This window comes from Streptomyces sp. NPDC127177 (assembly GCF_042672475.1).
In the GTDB taxonomy this organism is placed as follows: Bacteria; Actinomycetota; Actinomycetes; order Streptomycetales; family Streptomycetaceae; genus Streptomyces.
Map to the genome: position 1 here is coordinate 69,002 of NZ_JBHXUW010000004.1, position 16,408 is coordinate 85,409.

At 71.1% G+C, this 16,408-nt stretch carries 14 protein-coding genes and 1 riboswitch; of the genes, 10 read left to right on the forward strand and 4 right to left on the reverse strand.

Going from position 1 to position 16,408, the window contains the following annotated elements; genetic code table 11:
- Positions 1-5: 5 nt before the first annotated feature.
- Together ACFVJX_RS04810 and ACFVJX_RS04815 are read right to left on the reverse strand one after the other, a co-directional pair.
- A complete protein-coding gene (locus ACFVJX_RS04810; protein WP_384123861.1) occupies positions 6-1,433 on the reverse strand; it encodes a hypothetical protein in 1,428 nt (475 codons plus the stop codon).
- A gap of 129 nt (positions 1,434-1,562) precedes the next feature.
- Complete coding sequence (locus tag ACFVJX_RS04815) at positions 1,563-2,333, reverse strand: IclR family transcriptional regulator (protein WP_384123862.1); 771 nt, start codon at positions 2,331-2,333, stop codon at positions 1,563-1,565.
- Between the two features lie 218 nt (positions 2,334-2,551).
- Between ACFVJX_RS04815 and ACFVJX_RS04820 the strand changes: the two genes are divergently transcribed.
- A complete protein-coding gene (locus tag ACFVJX_RS04820) occupies positions 2,552-4,936 on the forward strand; it encodes an ATP-binding cassette domain-containing protein (protein ID WP_384123864.1) in 2,385 nt (794 codons plus the stop codon).
- Here the strand turns inward: ACFVJX_RS04820 and ACFVJX_RS04825 are convergent.
- A complete protein-coding gene (locus ACFVJX_RS04825) occupies positions 4,921-5,724 on the reverse strand; it encodes a glutathione S-transferase C-terminal domain-containing protein (RefSeq protein ID WP_384123866.1) in 804 nt (267 codons plus the stop codon). The genes ACFVJX_RS04820 and ACFVJX_RS04825 overlap by 16 nt on opposite strands.
- Before the next feature lie 245 nt (positions 5,725-5,969).
- Positions 5,970-6,077, reverse strand: a riboswitch (SAM riboswitch).
- Positions 6,078-6,657: 580 nt separating this feature from the next.
- On the opposite strand from ACFVJX_RS04825, the gene ACFVJX_RS04830 reads away from it, so the two are divergent.
- From ACFVJX_RS04830 to ACFVJX_RS04870, 9 genes are all read left to right on the forward strand, one after another.
- Positions 6,658-7,662 carry an amino acid ABC transporter permease gene (locus ACFVJX_RS04830; protein WP_384123868.1) on the forward strand — a complete coding sequence of 335 codons (1,005 nt, stop codon included), beginning with the start codon at positions 6,658-6,660 and terminating at the stop codon, positions 7,660-7,662.
- A gap of 98 nt (positions 7,663-7,760) precedes the next feature.
- Positions 7,761-8,525, forward strand: coding sequence for an amino acid ABC transporter ATP-binding protein (locus ACFVJX_RS04835; protein ID WP_384124066.1), 765 nt, complete (start codon positions 7,761-7,763; stop codon positions 8,523-8,525).
- A gap of 159 nt (positions 8,526-8,684) precedes the next feature.
- A complete protein-coding gene (locus ACFVJX_RS04840) occupies positions 8,685-9,722 on the forward strand; it encodes a transporter substrate-binding domain-containing protein (protein ID WP_384123870.1) in 1,038 nt (345 codons plus the stop codon).
- A gap of 82 nt (positions 9,723-9,804) precedes the next feature.
- Positions 9,805-10,575, forward strand: coding sequence for a GNAT family N-acetyltransferase (locus tag ACFVJX_RS04845; RefSeq protein ID WP_384123871.1), 771 nt, complete (start codon positions 9,805-9,807; stop codon positions 10,573-10,575).
- A 139-nt stretch (positions 10,576-10,714) separates the two neighbouring features.
- The gene (locus ACFVJX_RS04850) at positions 10,715-10,792 is read left to right on the forward strand and encodes a putative leader peptide (RefSeq protein WP_384124068.1); all 78 of its coding nucleotides are present in this window, start codon (positions 10,715-10,717) and stop codon (positions 10,790-10,792) included.
- A 74-nt stretch (positions 10,793-10,866) separates the two neighbouring features.
- Positions 10,867-12,081 carry an LLM class flavin-dependent oxidoreductase gene (locus ACFVJX_RS04855; RefSeq protein WP_384123873.1) on the forward strand — a complete coding sequence of 405 codons (1,215 nt, stop codon included), beginning with the start codon at positions 10,867-10,869 and terminating at the stop codon, positions 12,079-12,081.
- Between the two features lie 19 nt (positions 12,082-12,100).
- Positions 12,101-13,474 (forward strand): NtaA/DmoA family FMN-dependent monooxygenase, encoded by a 1,374-nt coding sequence (locus tag ACFVJX_RS04860; protein WP_384123875.1) that lies wholly within the window; start codon positions 12,101-12,103, stop codon positions 13,472-13,474.
- Positions 13,471-14,562, forward strand: a complete 1,092-nt coding sequence (locus ACFVJX_RS04865; RefSeq protein WP_384123877.1) for an LLM class flavin-dependent oxidoreductase — start codon at positions 13,471-13,473, stop codon at positions 14,560-14,562. Before ACFVJX_RS04860 ends, ACFVJX_RS04865 begins: the two co-directional genes overlap by 4 nt.
- 14 nt (positions 14,563-14,576) lie before the next feature.
- Positions 14,577-15,701, forward strand: a complete 1,125-nt coding sequence (locus ACFVJX_RS04870) for an LLM class flavin-dependent oxidoreductase (RefSeq protein ID WP_384123879.1) — start codon at positions 14,577-14,579, stop codon at positions 15,699-15,701.
- A 58-nt stretch (positions 15,702-15,759) separates the two neighbouring features.
- Here the strand turns inward: ACFVJX_RS04870 and ACFVJX_RS04875 are convergent, their stop codons facing one another.
- Entirely contained in the window at positions 15,760-16,356 is a 597-nt protein-coding gene (locus ACFVJX_RS04875; RefSeq protein WP_384123881.1) for a TIGR03086 family metal-binding protein, read from the reverse strand.
- Positions 16,357-16,408: the final 52 nt, after the last annotated feature.

Sequence of the window (16,408 nt, forward strand, 5' to 3'; positions counted from 1 at the left end):
CCGGGTCAGCGAAGGGTCGCGAGGCGTGGACGCGGGGTGCGGTCGCAGGAGCGGGAACGGGGATGGGAACCGTTCGGAGGGATGCGGTCGCGCCCAGGGCCGGGCGCGCCTCCGGTCAGGCCCGCTCTGAAGAGTCCGTAGACGACCCGTCGTCGCGCGGCCGCCTCCAGTTCGTCCCGGAGGGCGCCGTTGCGCAGCATCGCGTCGGGGCCCAGCAGACCCTCGACGACAGCCAGCGCACCGGCGGTGTCGCCATGGATCAGCCGGTCACGGACGCCGGCGAGGCAGTGCGGCTCCCGGTGTGCCTCGTCGATGGCCCGCAGGCAGGGGAGCGGAGTGCCGGTCAGGGCGACCAGGAGTTCCTCGCGGCGGATCTCGGCCGGGTCGTGGTCGAGCGCCGCCAGCACCCCGTCGACCAGGCCGATGCGATGCAGGTCGCCGCGGCATTCGACCGGACGGGGCTCTCCCGCCCGGTCCGGCGTCCGGCGGGAAGCGGCAGGCGGATGGCCCGGCACGAGCGCCGCGGCGACCAGGGGGTGCAGCCGGTCGGCCCCGATCTCACCGGCGCGGAGCAGGTCCAGGTCGGGTGGCAGCCAGGTCGCGGCGTCGGGCAGGACCGGCAGCGCGCGGACGCCCTCGTCACCGGGCGCCGCCGGGACCACCAGTGAGGGCGGGCCGTGCGCGGCCCCCGGCGGCGGCTCCAGGCGCAGCCGGCGCCGGGCCCCGAGCCGCACGACCACGGCCGCGGCCGGCGGCAGACCCTCGGCGCGGAGCAGGATTCCTGCCTCGTCCGCCCACCGGCCGACGGCAGGGCGGTACAGCCGCGGCCCCGGTCCGAGCGCCTCCGGGGTCAGCACATGACGGTCGTCGGGGCGGACCGGGCCCGCTCCTGACCGGGCCCGCAGTTCGTCGGAACTGCGCGCGTCCCACAGGTGGCGGTGCAGGTCGAGCCGGAACCGCCGGCCGGGGCGCGGATGCGGATGGCCGCGGGCGCCCGTCCCGGAGAGGGAACCGTCCCACAGCGCGAGGCTGATCCGCTGACCGCCGTCCGCCCAGGCCGGCGGGGTCCGGACCACGAGCTGCACCGCTCGCGGTCCTTCGCGGTCGCCGGTTCCGTAACGGGCCAGCGCGATGGTCAGGCCGGGGCGCAGAAGACCGTCGGGGGCGATCCGCGGCATATGCCAACGCAGCAGGTCAGGGGCCAGATGCCGCAGATCCGCCCTGATTCGGGTGGCGAGGGCGCTGCCATGAGCGCGTGCGACGGCACGCAGATTCAGATCCACGTCGACGCCCGCTGCGGCGCACGCACCTGCCCAGTCCCCGGCGGAACGGCGGGCGGTCGCGGTCTCGATCATGGAGGGCGGCACGGCGAACTCGCGCACGCGCAGCCAGTAGGGGAAACAGGAGTCCCTGTTCGCGGTCTCGGTGAGCATCAGCACTCACCTTGCGCGGACGGGTCCCCCAATCTGTGAACAGAGTGGATTGTCATCCCGGCGACCGTATCGCGCCGGGCACCGGACTTCCAGGGGTTTCCGGTCGGACTGCCGGAAGGGCCGCCCTGGTCAAGGACCGCCCTGGTCGGGGAGCGAGAGGCCCAGGGTCACGCGCATCGCCGACGACAGCAGCTCGGCACGGACCCGGCTGGTCCGGTACATCCGGTCCGAGCGGAAGGAGATACCGAGCGAGCCGATCCGGTCCCCGCTGTACACGGGCACAGCGACGCATGTCGTGCCGCGCGCGTACTCCTCGCGGTCCATGACGACCGGTCCGGCGGGCGAGGAGTCGAGCTGACGCAACAGTTCCTCACGGCCCGTGATCGTGCGGGGCGTGAGATCGGTCAGAGGGTGCCGGGAGAAGTAATCGGCGCGCGCCTGCTCGTCCAGTTCGCGCAGCACGGCCTTGCCCAGCGCCGTGGCGTGTCCGGCGTCCTGGAAACCCACCCAGAGGTCCACGCGGGGCGCGCGGGCGCTGTCGACGATCTCCATCACACGGATCTCGCCCTCCTCGTACACCGTCAGGTAGACCGCGGCCGAGAGGTCGTTGCGCAAGGACGTCAGGACGGGCCGGACCCGGCTCAGCGACTGCGTGTCGTCGCGCCCGGCACCCAGCGGGGAGCGGCTGCCGGAGAGGGTGACCATGCCGTCGTCCAGCACGGTCAGATAGCCGTCCCGCGCGAGCTCCTTCAGCAGCTCCTGGACGGTCGTCAGGGGCAGTCCGGCCTCCCTGGCCAGCTGCTGGACGGGCGCTCCTGCCGCGTGCGCCCCGGCGGCCTCCATGACTCGGAGAGCGCGCTTGACGTACGCGGTGAGTTCGGGGCCGGCCTCGTCACCCATGCCCACAAGCATGGACCCGGTGCCGGGCAGTGGCAATATGTCCTGCTTACCGCCCCTGACCTGGGGCGCGGAAACGGTCCAGGGGCGTCACACGGGCGGTGGCGGCCGGCGGGGCCGGTCAGGAATGAAGAAGCGTGCTCCACGCGCCGCGGCTAGCGTGAATGCTGGGCAGCGATCACAGGCCCGGCCCCCGACGGACAGATGGAGAAACGATCACCATGGCCACCAGGACGGACGCCAAGTCGCCTGCCCCGCACGCTGCCGACATCCACGACATGATCCGTGTGCACGGCGCGCGCGTGAACAACCTCAAGGACGTCAGCATCGAGATCCCGAAGCGGCGGCTCACGGTGTTCACCGGTGTCTCCGGATCGGGCAAGACCTCGCTGGTGTTCAACACGATCGCCGCCGAGTCGCAGCGGCTGATCAACGAGACCTACAGCGCCTTCGTGCAGGGCTTCATGCCCACACTGGCCCGGCCCGAGGTCGACGTCCTGGACGGGCTCACGACCGCGATCATCGTCGACCAGCAGAGACTGGGCGCCGATCCGCGCTCCACCGTCGGCACGGTCACCGACGCCAACGCGATGCTGCGCATCCTCTTCAGCCGGCTCGGCAAGCCGCACATCGGCCCGCCCGGTGCGTACGCCTTCAACGTTCCCTCCGTCCGGGCCAGCGGCGCCATCACCGTCGAGCGCGGCAACAAGAAGGCGGTGAAGGCGACCTTCAACCGCACCGGAGGCATGTGTAGCCGTTGCGAGGGCCGGGGCACCGTCTCCGACATCGACCTCACCCAGCTCTACGACGACTCCAAGTCGCTGGCCGACGGCGCGTTCACCATTCCCGGCTGGAAGTCGGACAGCTTCTGGACCGTCCGGGTCTACGCCGAGTCGGGGCTGCTCGACCCGGACAAGCCGATCCGCAAGTACACCAAGAAGGAGATGCAGGACTTTCTCTACCGGGAGCCGACCAAGGTCAAGGTCGAGGGCGTCAACCTCACCTACGAGGGACTGATCCCCAAGATCCAGAAGTCGTTCCTGTCCAAGGACAAGGAAGCGCTGCAACCCCACATCCGTGCCTTCGTGGAGCGGGCGGTCGCCTTCGCCACCTGCCCCGAGTGCGACGGTAGCCGGCTCAGCGAAGGGGCCCGGTCGTCCAGGATCAAGCGGATCAGCATCGCCGACGCCTGCGCGATGCAGATCAGCGACCTGGCCGCATGGGTCCGCGGTCTCGACGAGCCCTCGGTGGCACCCCTGCTCACCGCGCTGCGGCAGACTCTGGACTCGTTCGTCGAGATCGGCCTCGGCTACCTCGCACTCGACCGGCCGTCGGGAACGCTGTCGGGTGGCGAGGCGCAGCGCGTCAAGATGATCCGGCACCTGGGCTCCTCCCTCACCGACGTCACCTACGTCTTCGACGAACCCACCGCGGGCCTGCACCCCCACGACATCCAGCGGATGAACAGCCTGCTGCTGCGCCTGCGGGACAAGGGCAACACGGTGCTCGTCGTGGAGCACAAGCCGGAGACCATCGCGATCGCCGACCACGTCGTCGACCTCGGTCCCGGCGCCGGCGTGGCTGGCGGCACCGTCTGCTTCGAGGGAACGGTCGACGGGCTGCGGTCAGCGGGCACGGTCACCGGACGCCACTTCGACGACCGGGCCGCCCTCAAGGAGTCGCTGCGCGAGCCCACCGGCACGCTGGAGATCCGCGGCGCGGAGGAGAACAACCTGCGCGGCGTCGACGTCGACATCCCGCTCGGGGTCCTGGCCGTCGTCACCGGCGTCGCCGGTTCCGGAAAGAGCTCGCTGATCCACGGCTCGGTCTCGGGCCTGGACGGCGTCGTGCCGATCGACCAGAGCGCGATCCGTGGCTCACGACGGAGCAACCCCGCGACGTACACCGGACTGCTCGACCCGGTCCGCAAGGCGTTCGCCAAGGCCAACGATGTGAAGCCGGCGCTGTTCAGCGCGAACTCCGACGGCGCCTGCCCCGGTTGCAACGGCGCGGGTGTCGTCTACACCGACCTCGCGATGATGGCGGGCGTCGCCACCGTCTGCGAGGAGTGCGAGGGGAAGCGGTTCCAGGCCTCGGTGCTCGAATACCGCCTCGGTGGCCGCGACATCAGCGAGGTGCTCGCGATGTCGGTGACGGAGGCCGAGGAGTTCTTCGGCGGCGGCGAGGCGCACACCCCGGCCGCGCACCGCGTCCTCGGCAGACTCTCCGAGGTCGGGCTCGGCTACCTCAGCCTCGGCCAGCCGCTCACCACACTCTCCGGCGGTGAGCGGCAACGGCTGAAGCTGGCCACGCACATGGGGGAGAAGGGCGGCGTCTACGTGCTCGACGAGCCGACCACCGGACTCCACCCGGCCGATGTCGAGCAGTTGCTCGGCCTGCTCGACCGGCTCGTGGACTCGGGTAAGTCGGTCATCGTGATCGAGCACCACCAGGCGGTCATGGCGCACGCCGACTGGATCATCGACCTGGGCCCCGGCGCCGGCCACGACGGCGGCAGGCTCGTCTTCGAGGGCACCCCAGCCGACCTCGTCGCCGACCGCTCCACCCTCACCGGCGAGCACCTCGCCGCCTACGTCGGCGCCTGACCGGAAGCCGTGACGGTCGCCACGTCGTTGCTGTCGGGGAAGGCGGGGTGGCCGCCGAGGCGGCGCACGTAGTCCCCGAGCCGGGGGTGTGTGGCGAGGACGGCCGGCCCGAGATGGACGAGCGCCACCCACAGGTCCACATCCGCAGCCGTCAGCTCCTCACCCAGCACATAGGGCCGCGGGGCGAGGTACTGATCCACCAGGTCGAGCGCCGCCGATCGCTCCGAGGGCTCGGCGGACGGGGTGACGTGCTGGTCCAGCAGGTCACGGAGGGCTTCGATGTCCGCGGCGAGCTCCGGCGGACGCAGCGTGGAGGGGCAGGCCTCGTCGTGCCCGGAGAGCAGGCCGGCCAGGTCCCTGAGGATGTCGGGGGTGTGGTTGCTGACGATCCGTCCGCTCCACCGGTCGCACAGCGCGGGCGCGGTCAGCGGCCCGTCGTAGTGGTGCATGGTGGCCTCGTACGCGCTGCGCAGCGAGGCGAAGGCTTCGGGCGTCTCGGCGGGGTGTCCCAGCCGTGTGGTGGCGACCGAGTCCTGGAGACCGAGCAGGCCGAGGGTGATCGAGATACGCAGCGAGCGCGGACAACTCGCCGACAGGAAAAGCTCGTAGCGGTGCGGAGCCGGATAGAAGCCACCGGCCAGACCGACGCCGATCCGGCTGTGGATGGGGGAGGACGGTACGGCCGCCGGCGGACGCGGATGTGCGGCGCGTGGGCTCGGTCCGGGTGAAATCGAGCCGCATGTGATCGAGTTGGCTGTGCTGGAACCGCGCGAAGCTGTCTCGGGCATGACTCTCCCTTTGGGGATCCCTGTGGGAACGAGGAAGCCACCGCCGCCTTGTGGGCATGGGCGGCCGGGTGGGGAACGACTGCGCTTTCGCACCGGTCCGGATCACGATCGGACGGACCTGTACGCGTCCGGGTCTGCCGGGCTAGTAAGCGCTGGAGACACGCAGCAGATCGATGTGCAGGCGCCTCGTCAAGCCGTTCCTGGACAAATCCCACCGGTCCCGACTCCGGGGCTCGCGAGACGCGAGACCACGCTTGCCCCGCCGCGCCGGCGGGACCCGGTCGTCACCCGGGGCACCCCGTCGCGGTGGAAGGGTTGCCTGCCAGCGGGCCGGGGCCGATGACCTCGTGAGCAGGAAGGATCCCGCGCAGGGGGCGCTGACAATCGTGACCGTCCATGCCAGTTTCGGTGCGCCGCGTGACGCCGTCAAGAAGGCCGTACGGGCCGTCTCGCCTGGTGGTCACCGGCGTTGACATTCCTTTCGGTGCATGCCTAACTTGCGGCGCAGAACGGCGCCGGGGATTCGCTGAACGCCCTGGCCCGCCGCCCGGCGGTGGGGTGCCCCAGGTGAGGACCGGACCTGACGACGTTCGGTGAGCGCGAGGCCCCGCGGGGCGGAATGGTGACGGTGAGGGCGATGAACGCAGCTGAGGGGATGGCTGCCTGGCGGTCCCGCGGCCGCGTCCTGCTCTGCGCGAACCGCTCCGTCGACCTGCAGCGCGTCAACAGCGCTCTGTGTACCGCCGCTTGTCGCGCGCTCTGTCAAGGCTGACCGGCCTTCTGAGCTTCTGACGTCCACCGCTTTCGCGGTGTGTCCTCTCCCCGCCCGGCCCCCGTCCCGTGCTGTGCGCCGCGTCCCGCCGAGTCATGTCCGACCGGTGCGGCGCCGCTGCCGTCAGCGGTCCGGGCTGTCCGTATCCGCTGGAGCCCTCCGTGAGTGAATCCCCAGGCGTCGCTGTGTCCTCCGGCTCGGCGCCGCCCACCGAGGCGGCCCCCCGCCCCGCTCCACCTGCCGAGCCGAAGCCCCTGGCCGCGCAGCGGGTCCGCCCGCTGCTGCGTCCCGGCCGCTGGATCGTCACGGCCGTCGTACTCGTACTGGCCGCCCAGATCCTCCATGGCCTGGTGACCAACCCCTTCTACCAGTGGGACCGGTTCCAATACTGGTTCCTGCGCCCCACCATTCTCGACGGACTGCTCATCACCCTCGAAGTCGCCGTGTACAGCGCCGCGTTGGGACTCCTCGGCGGTGTGCTGCTGGCCCTGGCGAGGCTCTCCCCGAGCCCGGTGCTGCGCGCGGTCAGCTGGCTCTACACCTGGCTCTTCCGATCGGTGCCGCTGATCGTCGTCCTGCTGTTCCTCTACAACTTCAGCGCGCTCTACCGGACGCTGAGCGTCGGTGTGCCGTTCGGCCCCGCGTTCTTCAGCTTCGACGAGTCGCGCCTGGCCACCGACATGGTCGTCGCCGTCATCGGCCTCAGCCTGAACGAGGCGGCATACGCCTCCGAGGTGGTGCGCGGCGGCATCCTCTCGGTGGACCAGGGCCAGCACGAGGCGGCCTCCGCCCTCGGACTCCCGAAGCGGTACCAGTTCGCGAAGATCGTCTTTCCGCAGGCGCTGCGCTCCATCACCCCGAACTACGTCAACCAGCTGATCGGCCTGATCAAGGGCACCTCGCTGGTGTTCTACGTCTCGCTGCTCGACCTGTTCGGCTCCGTACAGAGCATGGGCAGCACCTACCCCGGCGACATCGTGCCGCTGCTGCTGGTCGCAACCGCCTGGTACCTGATCCTCACCAGCGTGGTGTCCGTCATCCAGTTCTACGTCGAGCGGCACTACTCGCGGGGCGCGCTGCGGACCCTGCCCCCGACCCCGTTGCAGAAGCTGCGGACCGGCCTCGGCGATCTGCGGGCCCGGGTCCGGAAGGAGACGGCGATATGAGCGCCAAGGCGACCGGGACGGCGGAGTCGACCGAATCGGCTGTGACGACAGGGGAGACGGACGCGACGCCGGCGGCGGACGCGGCCGGGACGCCAGTGGTGCGTCCCGCGGCTGTCGAGGTGCACGACGTGCACAAGTGGTACGGCTCCCAACGCGTCCTGGACGGCGTGGCGCTGACCGTGCGGCCAGGGGAGGTCACGGTCGTCCTCGGTCCGTCCGGCTCCGGCAAGTCCACCCTCCTGCGGGTGATCAACCACCTGGAGAAGCCCGAGATCGGCCACGTCAGCCTGAACGGCGAGCTGATCGGCGTACGCAGGCAGCGCGGCCGTCTCAAGGAGCTGAGCGAGCGCGCGATCCTGGCGCAGCGCAGCCGGATCGGCTTCGTCTTCCAGAACTTCAACCTCTTCCCGCACCTGACCGTCCTGGACAACGTGGCCGCGGCTCCCGTGGCGACGGGGAAGCTGACCAAACCCGAGGCACGGGAGCTGGCCCGCGGCCTGCTCGCCCGGGTGGGGCTCGCGGACCGGGCGGACACCTACCCGCGTCAGCTCTCCGGCGGGCAGCAGCAGCGTGTGGCCATCGCCCGCGCCCTGGCCCTGCGGCCCGGCGTGATCCTCTTCGACGAGCCGACCTCCGCGCTCGACCCCGAACTGGTCGGCGAGGTGCTGGCCGTGATCAAGGATCTGGCCGGCAGCGGAACCACCCTCCTGGTCGTCACGCACGAGATCGGCTTCGCCCGCGAGGTCGCCGACCGCGTCGTCTTCATGGACGGCGGCCGGATCGTCGAACAGGGCCCGCCCGAGCAGGTACTGGACCACCCGCGGCACGAGCGGACCAGGGACTTCCTGAGCAAGGTGCTCTGACCCCGGCCCTGCGGCTCCGTGGCACGAACCCCGGCGGCTCCGTGGCACGGCCCCTGGCCGCTCCGTGGCACGACCCCGGCGGCTCCTTCTGAAGCCGCCGGGCCCAGCCCCCTCCATCTTCCCCGCACACCCTCACCGCACCCGACAAGGACAGCCACCATGCGCACCCTCATCCTCCGCAGCGGACGCCGCAGCGCACTCCGTCGCGGTATCGCCGCCTCCGCCGCCATCGCCTCGCTCGCCACCGGGCTCGCCGCGTGCGGTGGTGACGGCGACGCCGCGGCCAGGACCGACAGCGCACCGTCCGGAACGGTCGCGGTCGGCCGGCTCTCCAACGGCGCAGCCAAGCCGACCGACATCAAGGTGTCCGAGGTGAAGTCGATCAGCGCCGAGCTGCCCAAGTCGGTTGCCGGCAGCGGCAAGCTGGTGATCGGCGTGGGTGCGCTTCCCGCCGGGTTCGCGCCCCTCGCGTACGTCGGTGAGGACCAGAAGACCCTCACCGGCGCGGAACCCGACCTCGGCCGACTGGTCGCGGCCGTCCTCGGACTGGAGCCCGAGCTGAAGAACTCGACCTGGGAGAACATGTTCGTCGGCGTCGACAGCGGCAAGGTCGATGTGGCCATCGCGAACGTCACCGACACCGAGGAACGCAAGAAGAAGTACGAGTTCGCCTCGTACCGGCAGGACAACCTCGCCTTCGAGGCGCTGAAGAAGAGCACCTGGAACTTCGATGGCGACTACCGGAACCTGGCCGGCCGGACCGTCGCCGTCAGCGCCGGCACCAACCAGGAGAGGATCCTGCTGGAGTGGAAGGCGAAGCTGGCGAAGGCGGGCAAGAAGCTCACCGTCAAGTACTACCGGGACAACAACGCCACGGCCCTCGCCCTGTCCAGCGGGAAGATCGACCTCTCGTTCGGCCCCAACCCCGGTATCTCGTACCACATCACCCAGACCGCGAAGACCCCCAACCCGACGCGTAACGCCGGCAAGTTCTCCGGCGCGGGGGAGACGCTCCAGGGGCTGATCGCGGCCACCGCGAAGAAGGACAGCGGACTGGCGAAGCCCCTCGCCGACGCGATCAACCACCTGATCAAGAACGGGCAGTACGCCAAGTGGCTCGCCGCCTGGAACCTCTCCAACGAGGCCGTCCCCTCCTCCCTGGTCAACCCGCCCGGTCTGCCGCTCGACAACTCCTGACCCGCGCCCACGCCGAGGACGGCGCCGCCACGAGCCCGGCGCCGTCCCGGCCACGTCCCAGATACGGAGACTCCGCACCGCCATGTCCACCAGCGTCCATCACGCCCCGCCACCGAGACCGGCACATCCGCACATCCTGGACAACGCCGCCTGGGCCGCGCTGACCGGCCCGCACGCCCACCTCGCCGAACGGGTCGGACTCGCCGCCCGCTACCCCACGGACGTCTCCCCGTTCAGCGCCCTCGCGGACCCCGCCGACCCACAGGCCTGGGAAGACCTCGCCGCACTGGTCGGCCCCGGCGCCAGCACCCCCGTCTCGGGCGCCCGCACGGTGCCGGACGGGTGGACGGTCGAGCGCAGTGGCGACGGAGTCCAACTGGTCGACACGACGCTGCGCGCCGAACCCGCCCCCGAGGCGTTGCGGCTCGGCCCCGCCGACGTACCGGAGATCCTCGACCTGATCGCCCTCACCCAGCCGGGCCCCTTCCTGCCCCGCACCATCGACCTCGGCGACTACCTCGGCATCCGGGACCGCGGACGGCTGATCGCCCTGGCAGGGGAGCGCCTGCACCCGCCGGGCTGGACCGAGATCAGCGCCGTCTGCACCCACCCCGACCACCGGGGCCGCGGACTCGCCACCCGGCTGGTGCGCGCGGTCGCGTCGGGCATCAGGGAACGCGGCGACACCCCCTTCCTCCACGCGGCCGCGAGCAACACCCCCGCGATCCGGCTCTACGAGTCGATCGGTTTCACCCTGCGCCGCCGCACCCGGTTCCTGCTCGTCCGTACCCCGGACGGACAGCCGCGACAACCGGAAGAAGAAGAGGCCCGGCAGCCGGAAGAAATGGCGTAGCCGTGCAGTTGTGCTTGAGGACGACCGGGCGGGCCCCCCAGGGGTCCGCGTGCGCGAGGACGGCGAGGACCCCGGGTCCCGCCGCGCCGGGGAGGCGGAGGTGAGGCAGGTGCGTACCGTGTCCCGCCGCCATGCCGCCATGCCGAGCCGCCCGCTCCTTTACTCCCGGCAGCACATCGACCTCCTGCGCGTCGCCGGCGCGCTCTGTTGTTCCTGACCTGTAGCCCTCGCAGCCGCCCCCGTGTCCGGGCCCGGCTTCCTCGTACGGTCGATCAGGAAGGCACCTCTCTCGTGTCCTCGTCACCCTCTCCTCTGCATCTCGCCGTGGCCCTGGACGGCGCGGGCTGGCACCCCGCCGCCTGGCGCGAACCGGTGGCCCGCCCCAGTGAACTGCTCACCGCCGCCTACTGGACCGACCTCGTCACCGAGGCCGAGCGAGGACTGCTCGACTTCGTCACCATCGAGGACGCCCTCGGCCTCCAGTCCTCCTCCTACTCCGAGCCGGACGACCGGACCGACCAGGTACGCGGACGCCTGGACGCCGTCCTCATCGCGGCCCGGGTCGCCCCCCTGACCCGGCACATCGGCGTGGTCCCGACGGTGGTGGCGACGCACACGGAGCCGTTCCACATATCCAAGGCCATCGCCACCCTCGACTACGTGAGCACCGGTCGCGCGGGACTGCGCCTCAAGGTCACGATCCGCCGGCACGAGGCCGCGCACTTCGGCCGCCGCACGTTCCCGCCGTTCGGCATCGAGGACTACGGGACCCCTGCCGGGCAGGAACTGGTGAACGGCGTGTTCGACGAGGCCGCCGACTACGTCGAGGTCGTGCGACGGCTCTGGGACAGCTGGGAGGACGACGCGGAGATCCGGGACGTCGCCACCGGCCGTTTCATCGACCGCGCGAAACTGCACTACATCGACTTCGAGGGCTCGCACTTCCGGGTGAAGGGCCCCTCGATCACGCCCCGGCCGCCCCAGGGCCAGCCGATCGTCAGCGCCCTGGCCCACGCGAGCGTCCCGTACCGGCTGGTGGCCCGCTCCGCGGACATCGGCTACGTCACCCCGCACGACGCCGACGAGGCCCGCGCCATCGCCGCGGAGATCCGCACCGAACAGGCAGTGGCCGGCCGCGCCGACGAGACCCTGCACATCTTCGGCGACCTGGTGGTCTTCCTGGACGACGACCCCGCCGAGGCCGCCGCCCGCCGGGAACGCCTGGACGATCTCGCCGGCAGCCCCTACACCAGTGACGCACAGATCTTCACCGGAACGCCCGCCCAGCTCGCCGATCTGCTCCAGGACCTGGCGGCGGCCGGACTGACCGGATTCCGGCTGCGCCCCGCCGTGGCCGGACACGACCTTCCGGCCATCACCCGGGGGCTGGTCCCCGAACTCCAGCGCCGGAACGTCTTCCGCCGGGAGTACGAGGCCGACACCCTGCGCGGGCTGCTGGGGCTCACCCGCCCCGCCAACCGCTACGCCGCCACCGCGACCGCCTGAGCCGGAAGGACCCCCGACCATGAGCAAACCGCTCAAGCAGATCCATCTCGCGGCCCACTTCCCCGGAGTCAACAACACCACGGTGTGGAGCGACCCGGAGGCCGGCAGCCACATCGAGTTCAGCTCCTTCGCGCACTTCGCCCGCACCTCCGAACGGGCGAAGTTCGACTTCCTGTTCCTCGCCGAAGGGCTGAGGCTGCGCGAACAGGGCGGCCGGATATACGACTTGGACGTAGTGGGCCGCCCGGACACCTTCACCGTCCTCACCGCGCTCGCCGCCGTCACCGAGCACCTCGGCCTCACCGGCACCATCAACTCGACCTTCAACGAGCCGTACGAGGTGGCCCGCCAGTTCGCCAGCCTCGACCACCTCTCGGGCGGACGCGCCGCCTGGAACGTGGTCACCTCCTGGGACGCCTTCACCGGCGAGAACTTCCGCCGCGGCGGCTTCCTCCCGCAGGAGGAGCGCTACTCCCGGGCCAAGGAGTTCCTGTCCACCACGAACGAGCTCTTCGACTCCTGGCGCGGGGACGAGATCGTGGCCGACCGGCAGACCGGCACGTTCCTGAGTGACGCGAAGGCCGGGGCCTTCGTGCACAAGGGGCAGCACTTCGACATCGAAGGGCAGTTCAACGTCCCGCGTTCCCCGCAGGGCCGCCCGGTGATCTTCCAGGCGGGCGACTCCGAGGAGGGCCGCGAATTCGCGGCGGCCGGCGCGGACGCGATCTTCAGCCGGTACGCCACCCGCAAGGAGGGACAGGCGTTCTACACGGACGTCAAGGGCCGCCTCGCCCGGTACGGCCGCCGCGCCGACCAGTTGCTGATCCTTCCCGCGGCCACCTTCGTCATCGGCGACACCGACGCCGAAGCCGAGGAGCAGGCCCGCGAGGTCCGCCGCCGGCAGGTCAGCGGCGCGACCGCGATCAAGCACCTCGAATTCGTCTGGAACCGGGACCTGTCCGGGTACGACCCGGACGGCCCGCTCCCCGACATCGACCCCGACCTCGGCGAGCACACCATCGCCCGCGGCCGTGCCCAGGTGCGGATGTACCGTGACCCGCTGGCCACCGCCCGCGAATGGCGCGAGCGAGCGGCCGCCAACAAGTGGTCCATCCGCGACCTGGTCATCGAGACCGGGAACCGCCAGTCCTTCGTCGGCTCCCCGGCCACCATCGCCACCACGATCAACGACTTCGTCCAGGCCGACGCCGCCGACGGCTTCATCCTCGCCCCGCACATCACACCCGGTGGCCTCGACGAATTCGCCGACCGGGTCGTCCCGCTGCTCCAGGAAAGCGGTGTGTACCGGACGGAGTACGAGGGCACCACCCTGCGCGACCATCTCGGCCTGGACCACCCCGACGACGTACGCGACGAGCGTGAGGCATCATGAAATTCCTCGCCATCACCCTGATCGTGCACGCCCCGCACCCCGTGACAGGGGTGAAGAAGCCGACCAACGACCGGTTCCGGGAAGTGCTCGACAACGCGCTCCTCGCCGAGGAACTGGGCTTCGACGGCTTCGGCGTGGGGGAGCGCCACGAGCGTCCCTTCATCTCCTCCTCACCACCGGTCGTGCTCAGCCACATAGCCGCCCTCACCTCCCGGATCCGGCTGTTCACGGCCGTCACCACCCTCAGCCTCCTCGACCCGGTGCGGGCCTACGAGGACTACGCGACCCTGGACCACCTCTCCGGCGGGCGGCTGGAACTGATCATCGGCAAGGGCAACGGCGCCGCCCAGCGCGACCTGTTCCAGGTCACGCCCGAGGACCAGTGGGACCGCAACGCCGAGAGCTACGAGGTGTTCCGGCAGATCTGGCGCCAGGACAAGGTCACCGCCACCACCCGCTTCCGCCCCGAGCTCAAGGACGCGGAGGTGTGGCCGCGCCCCCTCCAGCAGCCGATCCGGGTCTGGCACGGCAGCGCGACCAGCAGGGAGTCGGTCGATCTCGCCGCCCGCTACGGCGACCCGATCTTCTCCGCCAATGTCACCAACCCCGTAGAGCCCTATGCGGAGTTGATCCGCTACTACCGTGAGCGCTGGGAGTTCCACGGACACGATCCGGCGGACATCGCCGTGGGCGCGGGAACGGCAGGCCTCTACGTCGCCCGGACCTCGCAGGAGGCGCTCGACACCTACCGGCCGGTGTTCGAGGGGAATCTGGCGTTCCAGAAGAAGTCGGGTCTGGACCCGGTGTTCACGACCCTCGAGGACTTCGTGGAGCGCAGTTCGGCACTGATCGGCAGCCCGCAGCAGGTCATCGAGAAGGTGCACCGCTACCACGAGGAGTTCGGACACACCGTCCTCCATCTGCAGGCGGACGCGGCCGGTCTGACGGCCGGCCGGCACCGGGACTCGCTCGAGCTCTTCCATTCGGACGTGGCGCCCGTGCTGCGCCGGGAGATCCCGGATCCGCCGTTCGCCTGGGGCCCGGTCCTCGCGGAGCCCGCACCAGCACCCGTTCCCGCCGACCACTGAGGAGACCTCCCGTCATGTCCGACATACCTCTCGGGGTCCTCGACCTGGTCCCGGTCGCGTCCGGCTCCACCGCCCCCGAGGCGCTGCGCAACTCGATCGACCTGGCGCGACGGGCCGAGGGCTTCGGGTACGCCCGCTACTGGTTCGCCGAGCACCACCTCAACCCGGGCGTCGCCGGTACCTCGCCCGCCGTCGTCCTCGCCCTGACGGCCTCCGCGACCTCGGTCATCAGGCTCGGTTCGGGCGCCGTGCAGCTCGGGCACCGCACCGCCCTGTCCACGGTCGAGGAGTTCGGCCTGGTGGACGCGCTGCACCCGGGACGGCTGGACCTGGGGCTCGGCCGTTCCGGCGGGCGGCCGCCCGGCTCGGGAGCGACGCCGCCGCCGGCGATTCCGGTGGTCGACGGCCGTGCCCCCAACGGCCTGCGCATCCCGCCCCGGTTCTCCTTCGAGCATCTGCTCGGCTCGCCCCGCATCGCCCTCCAGCGCAAGCTGCTCCAGCAGCCGCACGCCGAATCGCAGGACTACGGCGAGCAGGTCGACGACATCCTGGCACTGCTGGCGGGCACGTACCGTTCCGCGGACGGCATCGAGGCGCGTGCCGTCCCGGGGGAGGGCGCCGACATCGAGCTCTGGATCCTGGGCAGCAGCGGCGGCCAGAGCGCCCAGGTGGCGGGCAGCAACGGGCTCAGGTTCGCGGCGAACTACCACGTCAGTCCGGCCACCGTGCTGGAGGCGACGGAGGGCTACCGCGCCGCGTTCCAGCCCTCCGACGTCCTCGACAAGCCCTATGTCAGTGTCTCCGCGGACGTCGTGGTCGCGAAGGACGACGAGACCGCCCGTGAACTGGCCACCGGCTACGGCCCCTGGGTGCGCAGCATCCGTTCGGCGGAGGGCGCGATCGAGTTCCCCACACCTGACGAGGCCCGCGCCCACGTGTGGTCGGACGCGGACCGGGCCCTGGTCCAGGACCGCCTCGACACCCAGTTCGTCGGATCCCCCGGCCGGGTCGCCGACCAGCTGGCTCAGCTCCAGGAGGCCACCGGAGCCGACGAGTTGCTCATCACCACGATCACTCACGGACACGCGGACCGGGTGCGGTCGTACGAGCTGCTGGCCGAGGAGTGGCGCAGGAGGTGACCCGCTGCGGTCGCCGCTCCGTCCGGCCCTGACCGGACCGGGGCGGCGCCCGCGTGGTTCAGGACGGGCTGCCGGGCTTCCAGTCCGCCCGTCGGCCCAGTTGGTTGAGGAGCGAGGCGGTGTCGTCCGCGCCCGGCGCCGGTGCGATCGCCGAGCCGAAGGCGAAGCCGCGCAGGGGCTCCACCAGGGCGTCCGCGACCGGCCGCAACGCCTGTGCGAGCGAGGGCTTCAGCGGCGACGGTCCGCCGGTCGCGACGGCGATGTCCCAGGCGTGGACGGCCAGGTCGAGCGCGGCGGCGCCCACCGCCAGCTCGGCTGAGAGCTGGAACGGGGGCAGCGGCACCGGCACTTCGGAGTCGGCGGCGCCGACCCGGCCGAACGCGTCCGCGGAGGCGGTCAGCGCCGCTTCCAGCAGCTCGACAGGGGAGCCGTCGAGGGAGCCGGAGGGGGAGAAGGGGTCGTACGACGGCCCCGGACCGCCCGTGATCTTCGAGACGTAGGCGGCCTGGTCACCGATGGCATGCTGCAACACCTGGGTGACGTCCCACTGTTCGCACGGGGTCGGCAGATGCCAGCCGTCCGCGGGTACTCCCGCGACGGCGGCGCGTATCGAGTCATGGGCTTCCTGGAGCACGGACCACTCGGTTCTCGTCATGATCTTGACGCTATCCAAGAACGCGGACGGCGGCCCGGTGTTCGGGGCAATC

What these genes read in the sequence shown, in the direction of transcription:
- ACFVJX_RS04810 (WP_384123861.1), bottom strand. Translation starts at nt 1,433, where the DNA reads ATGCTCACCGAGACCGCGAACAGGGACTCCTGTTTCCCCTACTGGCTG.
- ACFVJX_RS04815 (WP_384123862.1), bottom strand. Translation starts at nt 2,333, where the DNA reads ATGGGTGACGAGGCCGGCCCCGAACTCACCGCGTACGTCAAGCGCGCT.
- ACFVJX_RS04820 (WP_384123864.1), top strand. Translation starts at nt 2,552, where the DNA reads ATGGCCACCAGGACGGACGCCAAGTCGCCTGCCCCGCACGCTGCCGAC.
- ACFVJX_RS04825 (WP_384123866.1), bottom strand. Translation starts at nt 5,724, where the DNA reads ATGCCCGAGACAGCTTCGCGCGGTTCCAGCACAGCCAACTCGATCACA.
- ACFVJX_RS04840 (WP_384123870.1), top strand. Translation starts at nt 8,685, where the DNA reads ATGCGCACCCTCATCCTCCGCAGCGGACGCCGCAGCGCACTCCGTCGC.
- ACFVJX_RS04845 (WP_384123871.1), top strand. Translation starts at nt 9,805, where the DNA reads ATGTCCACCAGCGTCCATCACGCCCCGCCACCGAGACCGGCACATCCG.
- ACFVJX_RS04850 (WP_384124068.1), top strand. Translation starts at nt 10,715, where the DNA reads ATGCCGAGCCGCCCGCTCCTTTACTCCCGGCAGCACATCGACCTCCTG.
- ACFVJX_RS04860 (WP_384123875.1), top strand. Translation starts at nt 12,101, where the DNA reads ATGAGCAAACCGCTCAAGCAGATCCATCTCGCGGCCCACTTCCCCGGA.
- ACFVJX_RS04865 (WP_384123877.1), top strand. Translation starts at nt 13,471, where the DNA reads ATGAAATTCCTCGCCATCACCCTGATCGTGCACGCCCCGCACCCCGTG.
- ACFVJX_RS04870 (WP_384123879.1), top strand. Translation starts at nt 14,577, where the DNA reads ATGTCCGACATACCTCTCGGGGTCCTCGACCTGGTCCCGGTCGCGTCC.
- ACFVJX_RS04875 (WP_384123881.1), bottom strand. Translation starts at nt 16,356, where the DNA reads ATGACGAGAACCGAGTGGTCCGTGCTCCAGGAAGCCCATGACTCGATA.